General features: G+C 43.5%; 21 protein-coding genes and 4 pseudogenes. 7 read left to right on the top strand and 18 right to left on the bottom strand.

The annotated features are described in order from the left end of the window. Positions 1–292: 292 nt before the first annotated feature. From JCM14374_RS13120 to lexA, 3 genes are read left to right on the top strand one after another with little or no spacing between them, the layout of a single operon-like run. A complete protein-coding gene (locus JCM14374_RS13120) occupies positions 293–544 on the top strand; it encodes a tRNA 2-thiocytidine biosynthesis protein TtcA (protein WP_172674190.1) in 252 nt (83 codons plus the stop codon). 38 nt (positions 545–582) lie between these two features. Next, complete coding sequence (locus JCM14374_RS08085) at positions 583–1,053, top strand: PP-loop family protein (RefSeq protein ID WP_242848893.1); 471 nt, start codon at positions 583–585, stop codon at positions 1,051–1,053. 58 nt (positions 1,054–1,111) lie between these two features. Further along, entirely contained in the window at positions 1,112–1,738 is a 627-nt protein-coding gene (lexA, locus tag JCM14374_RS08090; protein WP_054695857.1) for a transcriptional repressor LexA, read from the top strand. Between the two features lie 155 nt (positions 1,739–1,893). On the opposite strand, the gene glnA is transcribed toward lexA, so the two are convergent. From glnA to JCM14374_RS08110, 4 genes and pseudogenes are all read right to left on the bottom strand, one after another. Then, entirely contained in the window at positions 1,894–3,222 is a 1,329-nt protein-coding gene (gene glnA, locus JCM14374_RS08095) for a type I glutamate--ammonia ligase (protein ID WP_054695860.1), read from the bottom strand. Positions 3,223–3,292: 70 nt separating this feature from the next. After that, positions 3,293–3,776 (bottom strand): annotated as a pseudogene (locus JCM14374_RS08100) (DUF456 domain-containing protein). A gap of 20 nt (positions 3,777–3,796) precedes the next feature. Further along, positions 3,797–5,008, bottom strand: a complete 1,212-nt coding sequence (locus tag JCM14374_RS08105) for a methionine gamma-lyase family protein (RefSeq protein WP_369397323.1) — start codon at positions 5,006–5,008, stop codon at positions 3,797–3,799. 194 nt (positions 5,009–5,202) lie between these two features. Next, positions 5,203–5,643, bottom strand: a complete 441-nt coding sequence (locus JCM14374_RS08110; RefSeq protein ID WP_054696003.1) for an MOSC domain-containing protein — start codon at positions 5,641–5,643, stop codon at positions 5,203–5,205. A 254-nt stretch (positions 5,644–5,897) separates the two neighbouring features. Between JCM14374_RS08110 and JCM14374_RS08115 the strand changes: the two genes are divergently transcribed. Together JCM14374_RS08115 and cysK are read left to right on the top strand one after the other, a co-directional pair. After that, entirely contained in the window at positions 5,898–6,653 is a 756-nt protein-coding gene (locus JCM14374_RS08115) for a tRNA threonylcarbamoyladenosine dehydratase (RefSeq protein ID WP_054695868.1), read from the top strand. Positions 6,654–7,047: 394 nt separating this feature from the next. Continuing rightward, the gene (gene cysK, locus JCM14374_RS08120) at positions 7,048–7,983 is read left to right on the top strand and encodes a cysteine synthase A (RefSeq protein ID WP_054695871.1); all 936 of its coding nucleotides are present in this window, start codon (positions 7,048–7,050) and stop codon (positions 7,981–7,983) included. Positions 7,984–8,043: 60 nt separating this feature from the next. Here cysK and JCM14374_RS08125 read toward each other — a convergent pair whose 3' ends face one another. Then, on the bottom strand, positions 8,044–8,808 hold the full coding sequence (locus tag JCM14374_RS08125) for an aminotransferase class IV (protein WP_083453967.1): 765 nt from the start codon (positions 8,806–8,808) through the stop codon (positions 8,044–8,046). 31 nt (positions 8,809–8,839) lie between these two features. Then, positions 8,840–10,344, bottom strand: a pseudogene (gene pabB, locus JCM14374_RS15745) (aminodeoxychorismate synthase component I). A gap of 28 nt (positions 10,345–10,372) precedes the next feature. Between pabB and JCM14374_RS08140 the strand changes: the two are divergent. Both JCM14374_RS08140 and JCM14374_RS08145 read left to right on the top strand, forming a co-directional pair. After that, positions 10,373–11,032 carry an anthranilate synthase component II gene (locus JCM14374_RS08140; RefSeq protein ID WP_083453970.1) on the top strand — a complete coding sequence of 220 codons (660 nt, stop codon included), beginning with the start codon at positions 10,373–10,375 and terminating at the stop codon, positions 11,030–11,032. Beyond that, positions 10,972–11,361 carry a secondary thiamine-phosphate synthase enzyme YjbQ gene (locus tag JCM14374_RS08145; RefSeq protein ID WP_054695884.1) on the top strand — a complete coding sequence of 130 codons (390 nt, stop codon included), beginning with the start codon at positions 10,972–10,974 and terminating at the stop codon, positions 11,359–11,361. The genes JCM14374_RS08140 and JCM14374_RS08145 overlap by 61 nt, the downstream gene beginning before the upstream one ends. Positions 11,362–11,616: 255 nt before the next feature. Here the strand turns inward: JCM14374_RS08145 and JCM14374_RS08150 are convergent, their stop codons facing one another. The 12 genes and pseudogenes from JCM14374_RS08150 to queA form a co-directional block, all read right to left on the bottom strand. Further along, complete coding sequence (locus tag JCM14374_RS08150; RefSeq protein WP_369397318.1) at positions 11,617–12,414, bottom strand: AAA family ATPase; 798 nt, start codon at positions 12,412–12,414, stop codon at positions 11,617–11,619. Positions 12,415–12,604: 190 nt separating this feature from the next. Then, positions 12,605–12,853: pseudogene (hfq, locus tag JCM14374_RS08155) on the bottom strand (RNA chaperone Hfq). A 49-nt stretch (positions 12,854–12,902) separates the two neighbouring features. Continuing rightward, positions 12,903–13,835 carry a tRNA (adenosine(37)-N6)-dimethylallyltransferase MiaA gene (miaA, locus tag JCM14374_RS08160; protein ID WP_054695890.1) on the bottom strand — a complete coding sequence of 311 codons (933 nt, stop codon included), beginning with the start codon at positions 13,833–13,835 and terminating at the stop codon, positions 12,903–12,905. 73 nt (positions 13,836–13,908) lie between these two features. Further along, complete coding sequence (gene lysA, locus JCM14374_RS08165) at positions 13,909–15,216, bottom strand: diaminopimelate decarboxylase (protein WP_054695893.1); 1,308 nt, start codon at positions 15,214–15,216, stop codon at positions 13,909–13,911. A gap of 163 nt (positions 15,217–15,379) precedes the next feature. Next, on the bottom strand, positions 15,380–15,760 hold the full coding sequence (locus JCM14374_RS08170) for a LapA family protein (RefSeq protein WP_054695896.1): 381 nt from the start codon (positions 15,758–15,760) through the stop codon (positions 15,380–15,382). Between the two features lie 76 nt (positions 15,761–15,836). Next, positions 15,837–16,726, bottom strand: a pseudogene (locus JCM14374_RS15750) (cation diffusion facilitator family transporter). Positions 16,727–16,886: 160 nt separating this feature from the next. Next, a complete protein-coding gene (gene secF / locus JCM14374_RS08180) occupies positions 16,887–17,726 on the bottom strand; it encodes a protein translocase subunit SecF (protein ID WP_054695899.1) in 840 nt (279 codons plus the stop codon). Between the two features lie 15 nt (positions 17,727–17,741). After that, positions 17,742–18,947, bottom strand: a complete 1,206-nt coding sequence (secD, locus tag JCM14374_RS08185) for a protein translocase subunit SecD (protein WP_054695902.1) — start codon at positions 18,945–18,947, stop codon at positions 17,742–17,744. Between the two features lie 127 nt (positions 18,948–19,074). After that, the gene (locus JCM14374_RS08190) at positions 19,075–19,734 is read right to left on the bottom strand and encodes an HD domain-containing protein (RefSeq protein WP_054695905.1); all 660 of its coding nucleotides are present in this window, start codon (positions 19,732–19,734) and stop codon (positions 19,075–19,077) included. Continuing rightward, positions 19,735–20,010, bottom strand: coding sequence for a preprotein translocase subunit YajC (yajC, locus tag JCM14374_RS08195; protein WP_242848897.1), 276 nt, complete (start codon positions 20,008–20,010; stop codon positions 19,735–19,737). 56 nt (positions 20,011–20,066) lie between these two features. Then, positions 20,067–21,176 (bottom strand): tRNA guanosine(34) transglycosylase Tgt, encoded by a 1,110-nt coding sequence (tgt, locus tag JCM14374_RS08200; protein ID WP_054695908.1) that lies wholly within the window; start codon positions 21,174–21,176, stop codon positions 20,067–20,069. A 246-nt stretch (positions 21,177–21,422) separates the two neighbouring features. Then, positions 21,423–22,484 carry a tRNA preQ1(34) S-adenosylmethionine ribosyltransferase-isomerase QueA gene (queA, locus tag JCM14374_RS08205; RefSeq protein ID WP_054696009.1) on the bottom strand — a complete coding sequence of 354 codons (1,062 nt, stop codon included), beginning with the start codon at positions 22,482–22,484 and terminating at the stop codon, positions 21,423–21,425. Between the last annotated feature and the right edge of the window lie 4 nt (positions 22,485–22,488).

Genomic DNA, 22,488 nt, shown 5'->3' on the forward strand with positions numbered 1-22,488 from the left:
CGCTGACCTCCTCGTAATGACAGCACGGTTGTTTCGGAAGGTAAGCCTTTGTTATGCCATTGGCAACACAGCAAAGCAATCTTTTCCCGTTTTCTTATCAACGACAGAGCTGCGGTACTGCCATTTGCGCTGACACCTTAGTATGGACAATAAAATCACTCTAAGGCGTCCTTCAGAGAACCTTCGGTTTATGAAGGACGCTTTTTTATGATAGTTTTCATTGTGCCTTATAAAAGTGCGTTCTACATAATGTATATGGGCAGGAAACTTATAATTTCGTGATAAAATGGCTATGTTGATATCAGGTCAAATTGAGAGGATAGCCCAAATGAGCAGCCGGTTAGTAAAAAAGATATTTCGTCAGGTCAGAGACGCTAACCTCCGTTACCATATGGCGGAAGACGGCGATCGTATTGCCGTTGCCATGTCCGGAGGCAAAGACAGTTACACCATGCTGCATTTTCTACAGCTCTTAATAAAACATACCCCGCTGCGTTTTGAACTGCTGCCGGTGTATTTGGATCTGGCTGGAATAATGATATAACGCCTATTCAGGGTTTCTGCCGTGATATAAATCTGGAATTGAGGGTCGAGTTCAGCAATATTGGGAAGGTTGTTTTTGATACCCGCCAGGAAAAAAACCCCTGCGCGCTTTGCGCAAACCTTCGGCGCGGAGCTTTGGTACGTGTCTCCAAAGAACTAAACTGCAATAAGCTGGCTCTGGGCCACCACCTGGATGATGCGGTTAATACTTTATTTCTTTCTATGCTTTACGAAAGACGTTTACATCTTTTTAAACCTTCTACCTATATGGATCGCAGCGATATAACCGTTATACGTCCTTTGGTTTATGTTGAAGAAAGGGATATAGTCCGTTACTGTGAAAGCATTGGCATTATTCCTGTCAAGAACAACTGTCCGGCTGACGGCATTAGTAAAAGAAGCGAAGTAGCCGATTTAATAGATCAAATGGAGAAAACCCATCCTGGCGCCAGGCGAAAAATAATTGCGAGTATGGAAAATATAGATCCTGGTTCTTTTTGGAATTATTAACGAACACCTGTTTTATTCTTCCCCACCTATGTTATAATGAAAAACAAAAGTGGGAGGTATGTTTGTGTCCAAAAACCAGTCTCTCACAAATAGACAAGAGATGATAATCGAATATATAAGGCAGAAAATAAAAAGCAGCGGTTATCCCCCTTCAGTACGGGAAATCGGTGATGCCGTAGGGTTGAAATCAAGTTCTACCGTACATGCTCACCTTTTGCATTTAGAAGAAAAAGGGTTCCTGCGCCGCGATCCTGCCAAACCCCGCGCGATTATTCCTGTGGAAATGTCCGCCCCGGAAATACTTAATGAAACCATAACCCTTCCCGTTGTTGGCCGTGTAGCCGCCGGTACCCCCATTACCGCCCATCAAAACATAGATGATTATATTCCTGTTCCGGCCAGTTTTGTAGGCAGCGGAACCCACTTTATGCTCAGGGTGCAGGGTGAGAGTATGATTGAAGCCGGTATAATGGACGGTGATTATCTGATCGTCCGTGAACAGGCGGTAGCCAGTAATGGAGAAATTGTTGTAGCCCTGGTGGATGATGAAGAGGCCACCGTCAAACGCTTCTATCGCCGCGATAAATATGTGGAACTAGTACCTGAAAATTCTGCCATGCAGCCCATAATCAGCGACCACGTTCAGGTCCTGGGCCGCGTAACCGGCCTCCTGCGCAGGATGTAATCATGTTAGCATTAAACGCGGACTAACGCAGATTTATAATCAACTTAAGAGCAAGTAGTTAAAACTTCTTTAATATATAAAAACGCTGAATGTTTTATTTTCCTTCCAAAACATTCAGCGTTTTTCTTACTTAATCTGCATATTCAGCATCTTGGTTAAAACTTCTCCAGGTATTCTTGGATCTCCCAGTCGTAAACACGTGAGCTGTAGTTTTCCCATTCTTTCATTTTGGCCAGTACAAAACGGTCAAATATATGAGGTCCTAAAGCCTCCTGGATCAATTTATCCTGGCGTAATTCATCAACAGCTTCGTACAGATTTTCCGGCAAGGACTCAATACCCTGTTTTTTGCGTTCCGGCAAATCCATTTCAAAGATGTTTTGATCAACTGGTTCCGGAGGCATAATCTTATTTTTTATACCATCCAAACCCGCCTTCAGTATTACCGCTAATCCCAAATACGGGTTGCAGCTGGGATCAGGGTTACGCACTTCGATTCTGGTGCTGATGCCACGCTTGGCTGGTATCCTTATCAACGGACTGCGGTTGCGGTACGACCAGGCTATATAGACCGGTGCCTCATAACCAGGCACCAAACGCTTGTATGAATTAACTGAGGGATTGGTTATGGCTGCATTGGCACGGGCATGTTTCATCACCCCGCCGATGAAATACTTACAGGTTTCACTAAGGCCATCAGGCGTACTGGGGTCATAAAATACGTTTTCCCCTTTGGAAAATAGTGATACATGCATATGCATCCCCGAACCGTTAATACCGAAAACCGGCTTGGGCATGAATGTAGCATGCAGGCCATGCCTCTGCGCCACAATCCGCACGGCAATACGGAAGGTTACAATGCTATCGGCAGTACGCAAGGCATCATTGTATTTAAAATCAATTTCATGCTGTCCTGGAGCTACCTCATGATGAGCGGCTTCAATTTCAAATCCCAAAGTCTGCAGGACTTCCACCATATCGCGGCGGGCTTCCTCGCCTTTATCCACCGGGGGCAGATCAAAATAGCTGGCTTTATCCTGTGTTTTCAGGGTTGGCATCCCGTTTTCATCCAACTCAAACAAGAAGAACTCGGGTTCCGGCCCAACTTGCATGCTGTAGCCCATTGACGCGGCTTCCTCACACGCACGCTTCAGGCAGTAACGAGGACATCCCATAAAAGGCTGTCCTTTATCATCAAAAATATCACAGATAATACGGGCGGTACGGGCAGATGAACCGGGAGAAATCCAGGGTAGGATCAGAAATGTGGACGGGTCAGGTTTCAGGTACATATCCGATTCTTCGATACGCACAAAACCTTCTATTGATGAGCCGTCAAACATCAGCTCTCCATCCAATGCCTTTTCAAGCTGGTCATCGGTAATTGATATTGCCTTCAACACGCCCATAATATCTGTAAACTGCAGGCGTATAAATTTTACGTTTTCCTCTTTAACCTTTTGCATAATGTATTCTTTATTCATTATACATACCCCTCCGTTAGACGTGTAAATTTAACCTAATAAATTTATCATATTCCTGATATATTGGCAATTAAAAAACCACCACCAAAAATGAAATCAATATACCCAGGGCCAGTATAAGGTTGAATACCATACCGGAGAACAACCCTAAGATGGTGCCCAGCCCTGCTTTTACGGCCTTTTCCAGGTTACGTAATTCTAAATACTCACCTATCACTGCCCCTAAAAAGGAACCAATAAATATACAGGGGGGGAAAGAAGAAAATACCTGCAATCACGCCAATTACCGCTCCCCATGTACCTGCCTTGCTGGAACCGAAATACTTGGCTCCCCATACGGCTGAAGCGTAAGATACCAGCACGGATAACAGGGTTAAGCCGGCCAGGATCATTAAGTAATTGGCTTTGATCTGGTGAAAACCCTCGTACCAGCCGTAAGCCGCCGCGGTTAAAAATACCAGGACCACTCCGGGCAAAGCAGGCAGAACCGTACCTGCTACCCCGACCAGCATTAATATGATTGCAAGTACCAAAACCAGTGTATCAACATTCATATTATTCCCCCCACATTTATTTAGATTAGTTCTTCGATCAGCCTGCTGACAACATAGCGACAGTGCTCATAACTGAGCCCGCCTTGAAGGTAAGCGCAATAGGGTTTCCTCATGGGGGCATCACATGATAATTCTATTGACGAGCCCTGTACAAAGGTTCCTGCCGCCATCACAATCTTATCTTGATAGCCAGCCATTGGAGCATATTCCAGGCGCAGGTCGCTGTCTACCGGCGAACTGGACTGCACTAATTGGCAGAATTTTAACACCTCATCTTCATTTTTCAGTTCAATCGCCTGGACTATGTCGGCCCTGTGTTCATCCCAGTCAGGATGAACTTGATAGCCAGCTTCGGAAAAGACGTATGCCAGCAGAACGGCTCCTTTTAAAGCCTGCAGCACAACATGCGGCGCCAAAAATAGCCCCTGGAAAAGAGGACGATTGCTTATCAAAGAAGCTCCCAGTTCTTTACCCAGTCCGGGAGCAGTGAGTTGGTATGAGACCTGTTCCACCAATTCCTTTTGGCCGCATATGTAACCGCCCGCAGGCGCCAGACCCCCGCCAGGGTTTTTTATCAATGAACCGGCCATTATATCGACATAATTGCCCGGTTCCTCATCTTCCACAAATTCACCGTAACAGTTGTCAAGCATTATCAGGGTTTTCGGATTGTTCTGCTTTATTACGCGTACAGCTTCCTTAATCGCTCTCATATTCAGCGGCGGTCTGAGGCTGTATCCTCTTGACCTTTGGATAAGCATCATCCTGGTTCCGAGCACAGCTTCTCGGGCTATAGCTTGCCAATCGAGTTCTCCATTTTCAGCAAAGGGGATCTCATCATATATTATTCCCCTTTCGACCAGGGTTCCCCCTATATTATTATTCTGTCCTATTACTCTTCTCAAGGTATCATAAGGACTGCCAGTGACAGATACCAAACGATCGCCAGGCCTCAGTAAGGCGAACAAACAGGCAGAAATGGCATGGGTCCCTGAAGCGATCTGACCTCTGACCATAGCATCCTCACTGCCGAATACCCGGGCATACACTGATTCCAGGGCCTCGCGCCCCTGATCTCCATAACCGTATCCGGTAGAAGGAGCAAAATGAGTGTCTCGGATCTTCTCCGCCTGAAAAGCCTGCAGGATTCTAACCTGATTGTTATAGGCGATTTCCTCCAATTCACGAAAACGCCCGGCCAACTTTTCCTCAGCCCAGCGTATAACATCCACAGCATTCAAATATAAGCACCACTTTCAAAACAGAATTAACCCCAAATGAACACATATTTTAGAATGGTGTTGCACAGATAACTGTCAAATTATGGTACTGGATTATCTATGTAGTTTTATAAAATAAAATCTGTGTCAATCGGTAACAATCAATGTGTATCTGTGGCAGAAAACGCAACTTTGTTATTAATAATCTATTCCTCAATTATTACCGCGTCGCCGGTTTTAACCCGGCCTGACTCCAGAACCCGGGCAAAGATGCCTTCAACTGGCATAACACATGAACCTACTTGTTTTTTAATGGCGCAGGCATGGTTATGACACTCCTTGCCAATTTGTGTTACCTCCAGCAGTGCTTCGCCCAACCTGAGTTTTGTGCCTACGGGTAAATTTACTACATCCATGCCCCCTACGGCTATATTTTCGGCAAAATCGCCATAGTTCACATCAGCGCCCATATTGCGCATTTTTTCAAAGCTGGATAATGATAAAAGGCTAACCTGGCGATGCCACGAGCCGCTGTGGGCGTCCAAATCTATGCCGTAGTCAGCCTTAAGAAAAGCTTCGCCTATATCATGCTTCTTAATCCCGCGTTTTTCAGAAATATTTACTGCTAAAACTTCACCTTGCAGCATTTGTTCTGCCTCCCATAATTTTTGCACATTTATGCAAATATCATAACCTATCATCAGCCAGGAAGCAAAAGATGAACCCACTAACTATTGTAACCAGCCAGCTTATTCGTATTAAGTCTGCCGTTTTAACGCCTGCTTTATATTATTCATTAGAAAAACAACGTGATTATACAACTAATAAAGGCTTGAAACTTGAATATGACAGATAATTACCCTAAACTGATTAGAAGCAAAAGATTTAATAGAGGGTTTCAATGACAATCGAATTTTCCAGAACGGAATCACTTCTGGGGCAAAAAAATATGCAGGTGTTGGCTGACAGCCGGGTAGCAGTTTTTGGTCTGGGCGGGGTAGGCAGCTATGCCGCGGAAGCCCTGGCCCGTACCGGGGTGGGGCATCTTGTCCTGGTTGACCATGATTCTATTTGTTTGACCAATATTAACCGGCAGATTCACGCAACCCATAAAACTGTAGGACAACCAAAAGTAACCGTAATGCAAGCCAGGATAGCTGAAATAAATCCACAAGCACAGGTCGAAGTATTTCAAACCTTTTTTTCCCGCGAATGTGCGGATGAACTTATCCGTACCGATTATAATTATATAATTGACGCTATAGATACCGTCAGTTCCAAAATAGAATTAATTATACATGCACAGAATAAAAACATTCCTATTGTCAGCAGTATGGGTACTGGTAATAAACTAGACCCTTCCCGTCTGGAGATAGCTGATATCTACGAGACTTCAGTATGCCCTCTGGCCAGAGTAATGCGCCGCGAGTTAAAAAAAAGAGGGGTTGGAGCACTAACGGTAGTCTATTCCCGGGAAGAACCCCTGGTGATGCCTACCAGCAGGGACTCTGACTGTAATTCCGGCTGCGTCTGTACGCCGGATTCCATCGGTATCAACACTCCCCGCCGACAACTGCCAGGCAGTATATCATTCGTACCTTCTGTAGCGGGACTGCTCATGGCTGGTAAAGTGGTTAGAGATTTATTGGATCGGTAATTTATATTTTAAAGGTCAACAGGATCGTGTCCTGGTTGACCTTTAAAATAAAGTCATGTGGTAACGAAGCATTATCAGGTGCTCCGATATTTCCAGTCCTTTTTAGGGATAGAGACAATATTCAAGATATAAATGTGTTTGTCTTCAATTTTTTATTATATTAAAAATAACTTATGTTTATAGTTCATAATTGGTTTTTTTGTTCTTTTGAGACGTATGTTCAGACGGCAGAATTTATTTTGCTTTTTGAATGACAATTGCGTATTATTGGGAAAATATTGATGCTCAGAATACGATGATTTATGATTACTCATATAAGATTACCTGGTCTGGTATTATACAACAAAGATTCTGTATCAATGGTTATTATTCTCAAAATAGGAGGAGATTTTATTTGCAGAAGATCGCAGGGAATCTTACGGAATTGATAGGCAACACTCCATTGCTGGAGCTAGCAAATTATAATCGTGCTTCTCGATTAGAAGCCCGGCTGGTCGCGAAGCTGGAGTATTTTAATCCCGCAGGCAGTGTAAAAGACCGCCTGGGTTATGCCATGATTAAAGATGCTGAAGAAAAAGGCTTGATTAACAAACAAAGTGTTATTATAGAGCCTACCAGCGGTAATACCGGCATTGGTTTAGCCTTTGTCGCCGCTGCTCTGGGTTACCGTCTAGTAATAACTATGCCAGATTCCTTCAGCATCGAACGTCGTCAGCTTCTAAAGGCTTTGGGTGCCGAACTGGTTCTGACACCGGGAACTGAAGGTATACCCGGTGCGATTCGACGTGCGGAAGAATTAGCTGCTGCCATACCAAACGCTTATATGCCCCAGCAGTTTAAAAACCCCGCCAACACAGCCATACATCGCCAAACTACCGCAGAAGAGATTTGGCGCGATACTGATGGCAATGTCGATATTTTTGTGGCCGGTGTTGGAACTGGTGGAACCATAACCGGTACAGCCCAGGGTCTGAAGACCAAAAAAGCATCTGTTCAGATTGTGGCAGTAGAGCCTTATAGTTCCCCGGTTCTTTCCGGAGGCAGTCCCGGCGCTCATAAGCTGCAGGGTATAGGCGCCGGCTTTATCCCAGATGTGTATGACCCAAATTTAATTGATGAAATATACACGGTTAAAAACGAAGACGCCTTTTTAACTTCACGTTTGCTGGTTCAGTATGAGGGATTGCTGGTGGGCATTTCTTCCGGAGCAGCTACCTTTGCAGCAACACAAATAGCTAAAAGACCTGAAAATAAAAATAAGATTATAGTAGTCTTGCTGCCAGACTCTGGAGAGAGATACCTGTCAACAGAATTGTTTCAGGAGAGTTAAAGATTTTTCAAATAACCGATTAGGCATAAACTGGGCATTACCCGGCATTAGGGTTTGTCGCTATAAATTTTTTCTAATATAATTAGAGACCTCCTCATTATATAAGCGAAATATTTTATAACAAAGACCATTAGAATTTATATAACATCTATGGTCTTCATAAGATTTTACCGGTATGATCCCTTTTAAACTATTAGTGAGAAATATTTCATCCGCTTTATACAAATCTTCTTCATCATATTTTCCTTGTCTAATATCCATCCCCATCTCATATGCAATTGTTAACACCCGGGATCGGCAAAGGCCAGGCAATAAACCGCATTCCAAAGCAGGGGTATACAAAGACCCTTCACGAAACCAAAAAATATTACTGCGACTGCCTTCACATATTTCGCCTCTCTCATTTAAAAAGAGAGTTTCATCACATCCGCGCTGCCTGGCCTGACGATAAGCAAGTATATTACTCAGGTAATTACAGCTTTTATGTGATACCAGAGGATCACTGCTTAGCCGGAAGTAAGGGGATTTCGCAAGTGAGAAGGGCTTTTCGGTGTTAAAATCCTGATTTTCGCCTTTGATATAAACTGTTACCTCATTCTTTTCACACCATACCTGAAGTCTTAAATATCCTGAGGAAATAGCCTTAGCATCAATTAATTCATAAACCGCCTCTTGTAATTCTGCTGTATCCAATTGTCCAAGATTAAAAACTTGCAAGCTATTGGCCAGCCTATTAATGTGGTCTTCCAGCCACAAAGCGATCGATTCCTGTACACGTGTAGTAGTAAAAAATCCTTCTCCATATTTAAAGGCATTACTGTTCATAAGGCTAAAGACATCTTGGTTACCATAAGAATCATAATAAACTTTTATAACGCAACAACTCCTCCCGGGCCAGGAATAGAACTTTAGTTTTATCGAGAGTTTCCTGGTATTCTAATGCTGGATCAGAATCTGCCACTATCCCCCCGCCAGCATGGTAATAAGCGTTTTTATCCTTAACTACTATAGTCCGTATAGCTATGTTCAGGTCACAATTACCTGTAAAATCTATATAACCTATAGACCCGGTATAAACTCCGCGCCTATGCGGTTCTGATTCTTCTATTATTTTCATGGCCATAATCTTAGGCGCTCCAGTTATTGAACCACCAGGAAAAGTGCAACGCAGTATTTCATCCATACTTGTATTTTCTCTAAGTATGCCACAAACATTGGCTTCCTGGTGTATGACCGTGGCGTATTTCTTGATAGCAAATAATTTACTAACCATTATGCTTCCTGGGTTACACAAACGCCCAAGATCATTGCGCTGCAGATCTACAATCATCAGTAATTCAGCTCGTTCTTTTTCACTGCGCAATAATTCCTCGATCATTATGCGGTCTTGTCTTTTATTTATTCCTCGGGGTCTGGTACCTTGATAGGCCGGGTTTCAATTTTTCTGTCTTCAATGCGTAAAAACCGTTCAGGAGACATTGATAGTATCTCATATTCATCAAAAGAGAGAACGGCTGCAAATGGAGCAGGATTTATTCTTCTTAATATTTTATATATCCCAAGAGATGAACCCTCTAAAGGAAAAGTGAAACGCTGGCTTAAATTCACCTGGTAAACATCACCCTGGCGAATCCTTTCTTTTATATTTTTAACAGTTTGGGTATATGTTTCACGTGAGAAATTTGATGATAGTTCACCAATCCAGGTATCTTCATCTTCTTTATCATGGCATGCATTAATACTTGCCTCAATCGTCTGCTGCAGTTCTTTAGCCTTTTGTAAGTCATTTGCTGTTATCCATAATTGCCTTTGAAAATGATCCATCACCAGGATGCAATCATAAATTCCCCAGTATTGTTCATACATCATCAGGTCATTTGTTGCAATATGCGGTATTTTTTCCAAGTTTCTTCCCATATCATAGCCCATATATCCGACCAGTCCGCCACAAAAAGGAGCGGGTATTTTAGTCTGTAACCGTCGGGATTTGCCTTTATTTAATACCTTTTGCAGAGCTGCTAAGGGATCTCCTTTCCAACTGCTCCATCGACCACCTTCCTGATATTCAATAATCTCTCCTCTGCTTCGGAGCAATGCGTTTGGCCTGATTCCAATATATGAATAACGCCCGGTATCCGGATTGTTAAGACTGCTATCCAGGAAGAACTTGGGGCCCTCGATTTTGTTCAACTGGCGAAATACTGTCCACAAATCCATATTTCTGTTAATCAAAATACAATACATTTTTCTCCTCAAATAAAAACCAGCACATACCAGAGTATGTGCTGGTCCGCATCCCAGCCTGTAGCGTCTATTGGGCAATATCTTGTTAATATATGTTATTATTATAAACATATCCATAAAATATGGGAAGCCCGGAGGATATTTAATGCTGTTGGTAATTGATAATTATGACTCCTTCACCTATAACCTGGTTCAGTACTTTCAGCAATTAGGTCAAGAAGTAGTAGTATATCGAAATGATGAGATTTCTCTCACAGATATTCAGGTCCTTGATCCCCAATATATCTGTATTTCACCTGGACCCGGCACTCCAGATCAAGCAGGCATTTGCCTCGATCTCATCAAACAATTTTCCGGCATACTTCCCATTCTTGGCGTATGTCTGGGACACCAAGCCATTGCCCGGGCATTTGGAGCGGAAATTGTTGTTAACTGGCGTCAAATGCACGGCAAAACATCACTGGTTAATCATAATTACGAAGGGGTTTTTCGCTCTCTCCCCAACCCTCTGAGTGTAGTCCGATATCATTCACTGGTCGTTAACGAAGATAGCTTGCCTACTTCGCTTATAGTCACGGCGCGAACTGAAGAAGGTGAAATTATGGGCATAAGCCATCGTCAATATCCATTGCATGGTGTTCAGTTTCATCCTGAATCTATATTAAGCGAAGCCGGTTATCAGCTTTTGGAAAATTTTTATCCCTACATAAGTTTTATAAAAAAGATAGCTAGGAGGAAGTATGGATGTTTAAACGGCAGGTTAAAACACATACTCGTGAAGAGTTGGTGGATATTACCGGTATAGTAAGAGAAGCGCTGCGTTCAGATAAATCAGAAGCCTCAGCCTGTATGGTTTTTATACCCCATACTACAGCCGGGGTGACAATTAATGAAAACGCTGACCCGGATGTAAAAGCTGACATTATTAGCGGACTGAATCGTATGATTCCGATGGATCAGGATTTCCGCCATAGTGAAGGCAATTCTGACGCGCATATCAAGGCCAGCCTGCTTGGTTCCTCAGTCATGGTTCCACTTGAAAACAGTCAGCTGGTCCTGGGTACCTGGCAGGGCATTTTCCTGGCTGAATTCGATGGTCCGCGCACCCGCACGGTGATAATAAAATTAATCTGAAGAACTATAAACTCAACTTTCGCAGCTGATTTATGATACGCTACATACGGCAGTTATAATATCATTGCTAACGCAGCGCAGCAATTTGATTTTCTATATGCAGCTATTATATAAAATCAGATGGTTTTAATTAAGCCTGGTAAAATTTATATCCTGGATTGCTTCACTCGTTGAGCAATGACATAATCTTCTTTGCCATTACTAAAAATCAACGCTAAATTTCAGTCATTAAGCGCAAGACTTTACATAGACCGTCTAAGCCTGTATCGTCCCTATCTCAGGCAAATCGACATCCTCAATGGTCATAAGTTCTTTACGATTTAAAACCTGCCGGTCAACTATGCGCAAGGCTTGGAGACGTATGGATTTTTCTGTTAAATTGCGGACATAGCGGGCATTACCGCTGTGCGGATGGCGGGTGCGTGTAAAATCGCTCAGATGTTGTTTCAATTTCCAGCGGCAGCGGCTGGTTAATTCATAATCACGTTCTGAATACATCTGCAGGGCAATCTGAAACAACTCGTCAGTATCGTAATCATTAAAATTAATGTGAATGGGAAAACGCGATCTGAGTCCCGGGTTGCTACGTAGGAAACGTTCCATTTCATCAGAATAACCGGCCAGAATTATGATGAGATTGTCGCGATAGTCTTCCATAGCCTTCACAATGGTTCCGATACTTTCCCTGCCGAAATCCTTTTCCCCGCCCTGAGCCAGGCTGTAGGCCTCATCCACAAACAATATGCCGCCCATAGCCTTTTTAATCATTTCCCGTGTCTTCTGAGCGGTATGACCGATATATTCGCCTACAATATCGGCCCTCTCAACTTCAATCAGGTGACCCTTGCTGAGGATGCCGATATCGTTAAGGATACGGCCCAGGATTCGGGCCACCGTAGTTTTGCCCGTACCGGGATTGCCTTTGAAAACCATATGCAGGGCTGTATTATCTGCTTTTAATTGCTGCTGTTTGCGTTTAGTTTGTATTAGAGCGAAGGCGCTTACTTCCGCCAAAACGCGTTTAACTTCCTGAAGTCCAATCAGCTTTTCCAATTCACGGAAAGAGTCTTTTGCGCAAAATCCTGGGGAATAGACTGGCTGCCGACAACAGGCGCTGATGGTTCGGGCTCGCTAAATTTCATAGAAATCTGCACAGAATATCACCACTCCTATCTGCTCTGCTCTAGCATATGAACAGCAGACAAAAGTGGTGATACTTATGTTAGATATTCTGTGAAAAGGGTTATTCGTCTTCTGTTTTGGGTTCCAGGGCCAACATTCCGATGGGCTTGAGGGGTGCTACAGTAGAAATGGCGTGTTTATAAATCAATTGTTGTTTTTGATCCTGTTCTATGATAACGGTAAAGTTATCGAAACCTCTGACCATACCTTTTATTTGAAAACCGTTTACCAGGAATACCGTAACGGGTGTCTTTTCTTTTCTGCATTGATTTAAAAACGCATCTTATAAATTCAGCTGACTCTTGCTCATCTTGTGGTGACCCCCATTTCAAAAAATATATAGACCGTTAAATTAGATTTTACACTACGCACAGGTCCACTTCAATTAGCTTCGAAATTTTTTCACTCAATTCTATTTCACTGCTATAATCACCCGTATCAAACCATTTAATACGTTGATCGCGTCTGAACCAGGTAAGCTGTCTTTTAGCATAGTTGCGGCTCTCTTTCTTTATTGAATCTACCATTTCGCCCCAGGTGCTTAAGCCATCCAGGTAATGAATAACCTGTCGATAACCCAGGGCTTGCATGGAATTCAGCGAGAGATCATGACCTCGTTTATATAAAGCTAAAACCTCATCAACCAGCCCTCCGGCTATCATTTCATCAACGCGGATGTTAATTCGCCGGTATAGTTCACTGCGGTCAAGATATAGACCCACCACACATAATTTGTAGAGACCGGCTCGCTTGTTTTGGGTTAACGAAAAAGGTTGACCACTCAACTCGTAGACTTCTAAAGCTCTAATGATCCGTTTTTGGTCTTCAGAAGCTATAATGGCTGCATAATCTGGATCAATGGTTTGCAGGTAATTATATGCAAAAGCTAATCCTTTTTTACTGATAATTTCTTCCCATTTAGCTCGGACCGCAAAACGTGATTCCATAGGAATAAATGTATAGTCATCCACTACCGCCTGATAATATAGCCCTGTTCCTCCCACCAGGATAGGTATTTTTCCCCGATGGTTGATATCTCGAATGATTTTTTTGCACTCCTCCTGGAAACGGGCTACGCTGTAGTCTTCTCCAGGATCAATGATATCTATCATATGATGAGGAACCGCTTTCCTTTCCTCTGGATTTACTTTAGCGGTGCCAATATCCATGTCCCGGTAAATCTGCATAGAATCGCAGGAAATAATTTCGCCCCTTATTCTTTGGGCAACCCGGATAGCTATATTGCTTTTGCCAACAGCGGTAGGCCCTACAATAGCAGCCAGTTTGTCCAAGTCTTCACCTCAATATTAATAACCTATGTTTAGCATTGATGAAATCAGTGTTAAGCCGTGGCTGTTAATTCAACTATGGTTTTAGTCTTTCTGGAATGATGTCGTTTCTTTTCAAATCATCATAAGTTTCTCGTTTTAAGATTAAATCCGCTGAACCTTTGTTGACCAGAACCATAGCTGGGCGGGGCAGACGATTATAATTACTGGACATGGTGTAGTTATAAGCTCCGGTAGCAAACACCGCCAGGATATCCCCTGATTTCACCTTTGGCAGTACAGCGTCTCTAACAACGATATCCCCGGATTCACAGCACTTACCGGCAATAGTTACTTTTTCAATGCCCTCTTCTCCTGCCCTGTTAGCCAGGAGTGCCAGGTACTTGGAACCATATAAAGCGGGCCGGGGATTATCCCCCATACCTCCGTCAACCGCCACATATTTGCGGATGCCTTTTACTTCTTTGGTTGAACCTATGGTGTAGAGGGTGATCCCAGCAGGTCCGGCAATAGACCGGCCCGGTTCAACAATTACCCGGGGTACCTTTAAATTCAGTTCGCAGGCTTGTACGGTCAGCATAACCGCTTCGGCCCAATCCTCAGGGCTGCGCGGTTCATCACCATAATAATAATAAATACCGAAACCGCCTCCCATATCGAGTTCATCAAATTCATATCCTAATTCCGTTTTGACCCTGCTCATAAAATCCATCATCAAGCCTGCAGCATCAGCATACGAGTCCATAGCAAAGATTTGCGAACCAATGTGACAATGCAGACCGACTAACCGCAGGTTTTCCGCATCCAAAGCGGCCTTGACGCCACCTATGGCCTGCCCGTCCGGAAGGGAGAACCCAAACTTGGAATCTATTTGTCCGGTTTTGATATAATCATGGGTATGTGCTTCAACACCCGGTGTAATGCGCAGCATAATATCCTGGGTTTTATGGTTTTGGGCACATATTTGATTCAATAGCTCCAGTTCATAATAATTATCTACAACAATACGCCCAACTCCGTTTTGAATGCCCAGCAGCAGTTCTTCACGGCTTTTATTATTACCGTGAAAATATATTTTACTAAACGGAAAACCAGCCTGCAGCGCCGAATATAATTCTCCGCCTGAAACCACATCCAGGCCCAGGCCTTCTTCATCTACCATACGGTAAACAGCCAAATTACACAGGGTTTTGCTGGCATATATCACCAATGAATCACCCAAAGCTTTAAATGCCTGGCTGAACCCTCTGCAATTTTGACGGAAACCTTCTTCATCCAGTACCCAGAGAGGAGTTCCAAAATCTTTAACCAGATCGATGCAGTCTACTCCCCCAATTTCCAAATGTCCTGAATTATTGATTTTCAAGGTTCCTGTTAGCTGCAAAATTTCACTCTCCCTATTAAAGACACGTAAATTAGGGCTATTTTATCATTTTGCGCTGAAGAAATTCAATTATGCCTATTTTAATATACATGATACAAAAATAAAACCGGGCCTGTGACGACCCGGTAGACTTTATGATTACTATATCGGATAAATACTACAGCTAAGCATCGCTGGAGTCATTACCGTTGCTGTTTGCGGCTGGTTCGGGATTAACAACAGATTCGGATGATTGGCTTGATTTCTTGTTTTCACGGCTGTTTCGTTTTTCTTTTTCAGACTGGAGGATTTTTAATTCCTTTTGCAGTTTTTTATTATCGGTTTTATAATCCTTAACCTGTTTAGCCAATTTAAAATAACGGAAACTATCAACCATAAAAATTACCAAGGCTCCGGCACAGGCCGCAATGAGCGCTACCACCGCCAGTGACACCTCGGGCGAGGTCCAGTTTAAAAACTTTACTTCCACCAGGGTAGGATTTTGAAATACAAAAGCCGCTATACCAAGAAAAAACAATAGGGCAATTATTAAGTATGCCTGCAAGATCTACACCCCCATATATTTATGCAAATATATTCTAGCCGGGATGTCAAATCCTTTCAAGACAGTTTTTTCAAAATCAAGCTTCCTGCCCTTCAGTTTCATATGAGATATCTGCCGGTTCTACATGTATTAAAACGTGTGAAAACGAAATCGCACTTTCAATTCTCGCTTCAATGGCATCACAAAGGTCATGAGCCTCCTGAATAGAAACCTGAGGATGCAAAACCATATGCAAATCTATATAACACTCCCGGCCGGCTTTCCTGGTGCGCAGTTCATGATACTCTAAGAATACATCCTGGTATTCATCCAAAATGGATGCAATTAACTTGACACTATCAGAATCCAGCGATGCATCCAATAAAGGTCCAAAGGCCTTAACGGTTAAATCCCAGGCTGCCTTAAATATCAGCAGGGCAACCATTATCGCCGCAATGGGGTCAATTATTTGATAACCGGTAACTTTTATAAGAATTAATCCGGCAAACACACCCAGGGATGTATAGACATCCGTCAGGTGGTGCATCCCGTCAGCTTCCAGGGCAATCGAATCATTTTTCTGCCTATGCGCAGTTCATAAACTGCCACTATCAGATTTACCAGAGCAGAAAAACCCATAACCGCTATACCCCAGCTTAAATCCATCATTTCCGATCCGTGTCTGATTTTATCCACGGCTTCCTTAATAATCATTACCGCCGCAAGGAAAATCAATAATGCCTCTACGGTACCGGAAACATTTTCAATTTTGCCATGTCCGTAAGGATGTCTGTGATCCGGGGGTTTGGAAGATGATTTAACCGCAAAAAGAGCAATGATAGACGCAAGCAGGTCCACTCCGGAATGAATAGCTTCAGAAATAACACTTACTGACCCAATTACCAGACCTATGATCAGTTTTAACAGGGTTAAAAGAACATTACTCAATACTGAAAACCAAGCGGCTTTATTGTTTAAGTCCATCATTCACTCCCCTTTTAGGTTAAAAAAGGGACTTCATTTGTCATGAAGTCCCACGGATTCTTCCGCTGCTCTTAGAGCCCGGCGATTATAGCCTGACCATTAGGCAATATAAAATTAGATTAAACATTAATATAGCACAGAAATAGTATATTGTCATTATATATTAGGCTTTATTTTTAATATCGTACCATAAAGGGCTGGCTACAAAAATCGATGAATAACAGCCTATAATAAAACCGATCAACATGGTTAAAACAAAGATTTTAATGGTTGTTCCTCCGAAGACCAGCAGGGCAACCAAGGCAAATACGCAGGTCAGGACGGTGTTTATGGACCGGTTTAAGGATTGGGTTATGCTGCGGTTAACCAGACTCATATAGTCTTCCTTTTTCTTCATGCGCAGGTTTTCCCTGATACGGTCAAAAATAACGATCGTATCGTTGATAGAATAACCAACAATGGTCAACATCGCCGCAATAAACGGGGTATTGACTTCCCACTGGAATAAGGAGAATAAACCCAACACAAACAGAATATCGTGCAGTTCTGCTATTACTGCCGCCACCCCGAAAGTCCATTCAAAACGAATAGTAATATAGATCAGCATGGCAATCGCCGCCGCCAGTACAGCTAATAAAGCCTTATTGGTCAATTCACGCCCGATGGTTGCTCCTACGCTCTCCGCACTTAAAAACTCCACATTTTTAAATTTGGTTTTTAAAGTGTTTAACAGTTCGCGAGTCTGGGCCTGGTCCAGTTCAACCGTGCGAATGAAAAATTCATCACCGCTCCTGGTTACTTCAGCTTTCTCAAGTTTAAGTTCTTTTAGTGCGCTGCGCACTTCACCAGCCGTAACGTCTGAATCCATTTTAACCTGTAAAATCGAACCTCCCTTAAAATCTATACCCAGATTCAAACCCTGAGAGAAAAGGGAAACAAGGCCGGGAATAATGATTATCAGGGATAAAATATAGAAATACTTTCTCATTTGCAAAAACTTCATGTTTATCCCTCCTCCCTATATTCCATACAGCCGGTTGTTACGAGCAAAGTTGGCAATCAGCATCAGCATCCACTTGGTAAAGTAGATAGCTATAAGCACACTGGCTATAATACCGATGGTCAAGGTCACTGCAAAGCCCTTAACCGGACCTGTTCCCAGGTACATTAAAATCAGTGCCGTAATAAGGGTGGTAACATTGGAGTCGAAAATAGTCCAGAAAGCCCGTTTATAGCCCGCATCAATAGCGGCCTGCAGTGTTTTGCCCAGGCGCAGTTCTTCCTTAAGCCGTTCATAGATAATAACATTAGCATCCACCGCCATTCCAACCGACAGGACAAAACCGGCTATACCGGGCAAGGTCAAGACCGATCCCAGTAAAGCCATCACCCCCAAAACCACTACCGCATATAAAGCCAGCGAAATGTCTGCCACTAATCCCGGCAAACGGTAATAACCCAACATGAACACCAAAATAGCAATCATGGCAACCAACCCGCCCTGAATACTCTTTTGCAGTGAATCCGCACCCAAGGTAGGGCCAATGGAACGTTTTTCGATTACCTTGAAGCTGACAGGCAGGGCGCCTGAACGCAAGAGCACTGCCAGGTCGTTAGCTTCTTTGGCGGTAAATGTGCCTTCAATAACAGCACTCCCCTCAGTAATGGCCTGTTTTACCGTAGGTGAACTAATTGGTTTGTTATCAATTACAATAACCAGAGGTTTACCCACATTAGCTGCAGTAGCCTCTCCGAACAATTTAGCGCCTTGTTTATCAAACTCCAGCACGACTTCGAAGTCGGTACTGTTACTGGCTTTTCTGGCCTGAGCATCTTTCAGGTGTTTTCCGGTAAGGAGAACATTGCCCTTTTCATCCCAGAATTCCAACTGGGCCGTGTTCTTCAAAATATCGACCGCTGCCTCCGGATCTTTTTCTCCGGCGATTTCTATTACCACCCGGTCATTTCCCTGAGGATAGAGAGCGGTTTCTTTAACTCCCAGTTTATCTACGCGGTCGCGCAGGATACCTACCGCTTTTTGAATCGTATCTGCAGTAACCTTTTGTCCCGGTTTTTCCTGAGCCTGTAATACTACCCTCAAGCCGCCGCGCAAGTCAAGTCCAAGGTTAATGGCATTGGCAATGGGTTGATAAGTAAAATAAGTAAGGGCTGCCAGAGCTAAAACAATAAGAGAAATGATAAAAATACTGGTGTTCTTCTGCACTACTTTTCCTCCTTCCAACAAACTTCATCTATATAATGTGAGTTCCGTTTCTGTTGGGAATCACTATATAATGAATAATAAAACCTTTCCCATGGCGCTTTGCATTGTTTTATCCTTGTTTATTAATCTACAACAGGCGAACTTCGTTTATAAGCAGTTCGAATTCACACCCTAAGAAACCCGCCGCCCGCCGACATAACAGCATGCGGCTGAGAAATATCTCAAAATACTCCATTACCGGGCATACTTTGGTGTCGATAGACAATTCCATGCTGATTATGCGGGCCTGCTCGTCAATATTTATAATTGAGTGATTTACCGCGTAATTAACCCGGTCATGAATATCAAAATTAGCTATATCAGGATTTCTAACCCGATTACGATGCACATGCGATTTGTCGGCCAGTATTAATGCTGCTGCCACTTCGCTGACAGGATGGCCGCTGCCCTCATCATGGTTACCAATGGCCGCTGTAATAACCGCAATTTCTTCGGGATCCATGTTCAAATCATGCAAAATCCTGAAAGCCATCAAAGCTCCGCTTTGACTGTGACCGTTACGGTTTACCACATTACCCAAATCATGCAGATAAGCCGCCATTCCAGCTAATTCCGCGCGCCGTTCATCATAGCCCAATCTAAGCAGGATTTCGCGGCTTACGCGGCTTACGATGGCAATATGCAGCGGCCCATGATCAGTATAGCCCATAACCCCGAGGTGCTCATTGCCTTTCTTAATAAAAGCGTTAATTAAAGAATTACTGGCCAGATCCTGCAGACTGAGCATTTATTCGTCCTCGGTTTTGTAGGCTATGGCTCGTTTTAAAAACTCAATTTCAGTGTTGTCGGCCACCTTCATCACAACCGTATCTTCTTTAATACGTGTGATGGTTCCTTTAATTCCACCGATAGTTACTGCTTTGTCGCCCTTTTTAAGGCTTTCCAGCAGTGCCTTGTGTTGTTTTTCCTGGCTCTTGCGAGGTCTCACCGCGAAGAAATAAAAAATCCCCACAAAAAGCAGAAAATAGATGGCAATGGTTATCCATCCCTGGTACTTCTCCAAACCAAATCACCTCACGCAAACTTTAAATCAATTCGCCATAACTTGGTCAAATCCTGCTATTTAACCGAATAATGACCAAAAAAATTATGGGAAAATCTCAAAAATTCCCCTTGGCGAACAGCATCCCTTATATTCTCCATTAATTTAACCAGAAAGTAAACGTTATGATAACTTAAAAGTCTTAAAGCCAGGATTTCTTCGGCTTTTATAAGATGACGTATATAGGCGCGGCTATAGCTGCGGCACACCGCGCAGTCACAATCAGGATCCAGCGGGGTAAAATCACGGGCAAAAACTGCGTTGCGCACCGTAATTTTGCCATTCCTCGTATAAGCGGTCCCGTGCCTGGCCAGCCGGGTGGGGACAACACAGTCAAACATATCTATTCCCTGACGCACCCCTTCGATTAAGTCCTCGGGTTCTCCCACTCCCATCAGATAACGGGGTTTTTCCTCTGGCAGCAGCGGGCTGGTTTGAGCCAGGACCTCATACATTTCCTGTTTGGGTTCGCCCACGCTTACCCCCCCTATAGCATAACCAGGAAAATCCAACTCCAACAGTTCACAGGCACTTCTATGCCTTAATTCAGGGTAAACGCTGCCTTGAATTATGCCGAAAAGAACTTGGTCTTCCCGGCTGTGAACGGCTTTACACCTTTTAGCCCACATTGTAGTACGGGCAACCGCTTTTTCGGCTTCAGCAAATGTGCACGGATAGGGCGCGCATTCATCAAAACACATAGCTATATCCGCCCCCAAGTGCTGTTCTATTTCCATTACCCTCTCGGGAGTTAAGAAATGGGTGGAACCGTCAATATGTGAATTAAAATAGACCCCTTCATCACTTATCTTGCGCAGCTTGCTTAAACTGAATACCTGGAATCCTCCGCTGTCGGTTAGTATATTGCGTTTCCAGTTCATAAAACGGTGTAATCCCCCGGCTTCTTCTACCAAATCATCTCCCGGACGCAAATACAGGTGATAGGTATTGGATAGAATAATTTCGACACCCATCTCGTATAACTCTTCCGGAGCCAGGGTCTTAACCGTAGCCTGGGTTCCTACCGGCATAAAAACCGGGGTGTTTATTACCCCGTGCGCGGTCTCTATTCGCCCCAACCGGGCTTTGCTCTGATTATCTTTTCGCAGTATCTCAAACTTAAACATTCTATCCCTCTAAATAAATCCTTATTAAATTAACATATTATTTTTTTGCGAGCGCAGCGAAGCATTCTAAAATATTATGGAAAGAGACGCATGCCGCGCTGCGATAGCAATAATATGCCGTTTGCTGCGCATAATAAGTCGACTACGTAAGTTGAGTTATTGATACGATAACTTCCGGGACAATTACAAATAATCATCTGTGTAGATAAGTGTTTAATCTGTGTTCATACGTGGCTGATACTTCTTCTACACCACCAGCATGGCGTCACCGTAGCTGAAAAAGCGGTATCCTTCCCTAATAGCGTGGTGATAAGCATTCATGGTATTATTATAGCCGGCAAAAGCAGCTACCAGCATCAAGAGCGATGACTGCGGCAGGTGAAAATTAGTTACCAGCCCATCAATAGCCCTAAATTTATAGCCCGGATAAATGAAACAGCCTGTTTCCTTTTCACCACTGGTAAAACCTTGTCGCTTCGCATCGAAAAAGGACTCCAGGGTTCTAACCGATGTGGTTCCGACCGCGATTATGCGATAGCCTTCTTTTCTAGTATCATTTAAAAGCTGAGCCGTATCGCTGTCCAGACGGCAGTATTCAAGGTGCATCTGGTGCTGCCTGATATCAGAGCTATCAACGGGTCTAAAGGTTCCCAAACCAACATGCAGTAAAACCCGGGTAATATTAACACCCATTTGGGCAATCTCGTCCAGCAAAGGCCTGGTAAAATGCAGACCCGCTGTAGGCGCAGCCGCCGAACCGGCCTTGGAAGCATAAACTGTTTGATATCTTTCCCGGTCATCATCATTGGCTTCTCTTTTTATATAAGGAGGCAGGGGCATTTTCCCCATCTCCTCTATAAATGCTATTTCATCAATGCAATTACGAAAGGCAATCATCCTTCCGCCAGGAGTCTCGCTAAAACCCAAAATCTCAATCTTTTCATCATAAGGAGCCGGAAAATTAACGATAGTTCCAGGGGTTAACCTTTTTGCCGGACGGACTAGAGCCTCCCATGCATCGGTATGCTTCTTCAGCAAAAGGATTTCTACTCTGGCGCCGGTGTCTTTAAAGGCAAAAAGCCTGGCCGGTATAACTTTAGTTTCGTTCAGTACCAGTGTGTCTCCGGGCCGCAAATACTCAGTAATATCCCGAAACACCCTGTCATGCATAGATCCGGTCTGGCGTTCAACCACCAATAGACGCGATCTGTCACGATCCCGAGCCGGATATTGGGCAATTAAATCTGGTGGCAGTTCAAAGTTGTAACTCTCCAGCTTATATAATTCTTGTTTTATAAATTCATTCATGATC

Origin of the sequence: Syntrophomonas palmitatica JCM 14374 (assembly GCF_001311885.1) — a bacterium.
Lineage (GTDB): Bacteria > Bacillota > Syntrophomonadia > Syntrophomonadales > Syntrophomonadaceae > Syntrophomonas_A > Syntrophomonas_A palmitatica.

Coding starts and splice junctions, on each gene's coding strand:
- JCM14374_RS13120 (WP_172674190.1), top strand. CDS start 293: ATGTTGATATCAGGTCAAATTGAGAGGATAGCCCAAATGAGCAGCCGG.
- lexA (WP_054695857.1), top strand. CDS start 1,112: ATGTTTGTGTCCAAAAACCAGTCTCTCACAAATAGACAAGAGATGATA.
- glnA (WP_054695860.1), bottom strand. CDS start 3,222: ATGAATAAAGAATACATTATGCAAAAGGTTAAAGAGGAAAACGTAAAA.
- JCM14374_RS08110 (WP_054696003.1), bottom strand. CDS start 5,643: ATGCTGCAAGGTGAAGTTTTAGCAGTAAATATTTCTGAAAAACGCGGG.
- JCM14374_RS08115 (WP_054695868.1), top strand. CDS start 5,898: ATGACAATCGAATTTTCCAGAACGGAATCACTTCTGGGGCAAAAAAAT.
- JCM14374_RS08125 (WP_083453967.1), bottom strand. CDS start 8,808: ATGAACAGTAATGCCTTTAAATATGGAGAAGGATTTTTTACTACTACA.
- JCM14374_RS08140 (WP_083453970.1), top strand. CDS start 10,373: ATGCTGTTGGTAATTGATAATTATGACTCCTTCACCTATAACCTGGTT.
- JCM14374_RS08145 (WP_054695884.1), top strand. CDS start 10,972: ATGTTTAAACGGCAGGTTAAAACACATACTCGTGAAGAGTTGGTGGAT.
- secF (WP_054695899.1), bottom strand. CDS start 17,726: ATGAAGTTTTTGCAAATGAGAAAGTATTTCTATATTTTATCCCTGATA.
- JCM14374_RS08190 (WP_054695905.1), bottom strand. CDS start 19,734: ATGCTCAGTCTGCAGGATCTGGCCAGTAATTCTTTAATTAACGCTTTT.
- tgt (WP_054695908.1), bottom strand. CDS start 21,176: ATGTTTAAGTTTGAGATACTGCGAAAAGATAATCAGAGCAAAGCCCGG.
- queA (WP_054696009.1), bottom strand. CDS start 22,484: ATGAATGAATTTATAAAACAAGAATTATATAAGCTGGAGAGTTACAAC.